Below are 308 nucleotides of genomic sequence, written 5' to 3' on the forward strand. Positions count from 1 at the left end.
TCCTCGCCCATCATCCGCGCAACCTCAGGGTCCCCGCCGAGGGTGGTCAGCTCGACCACCACGAGGTCGAGCTCGGACGCCGCCGTGGGCTGCCGGCGGAAGTCCCGGTACATGTCGTCGTTGGCGGGCCCCGAGAGCAGGATGGCGGGCGTCCGGAAGTCGAAGGGCGCGAGCGGCTTGATGTCCATCGGACGGCATTCTCCGGGCCCGCGGCGGGTCGGCGGGCGGATCCGCGAAGCGGGCGGGCCCGCCCGCCGAGGCAAGCCCCGGGCCGCCGCTTCCGGGTCGTGAATCGTGGGGCGCCTCAG

General features: G+C 74.4%; 1 pseudogene. It reads right to left on the bottom strand.

The window, feature by feature from the left end:
* Positions 1-188 (bottom strand): annotated as a pseudogene (locus ACLBXP_RS25590) (peptidase S14); the annotation flags it as partial.
* Between the last annotated feature and the right edge of the window lie 120 nt (positions 189-308).

This window comes from Methylobacterium sp. A54F, from assembly GCF_053346035.1.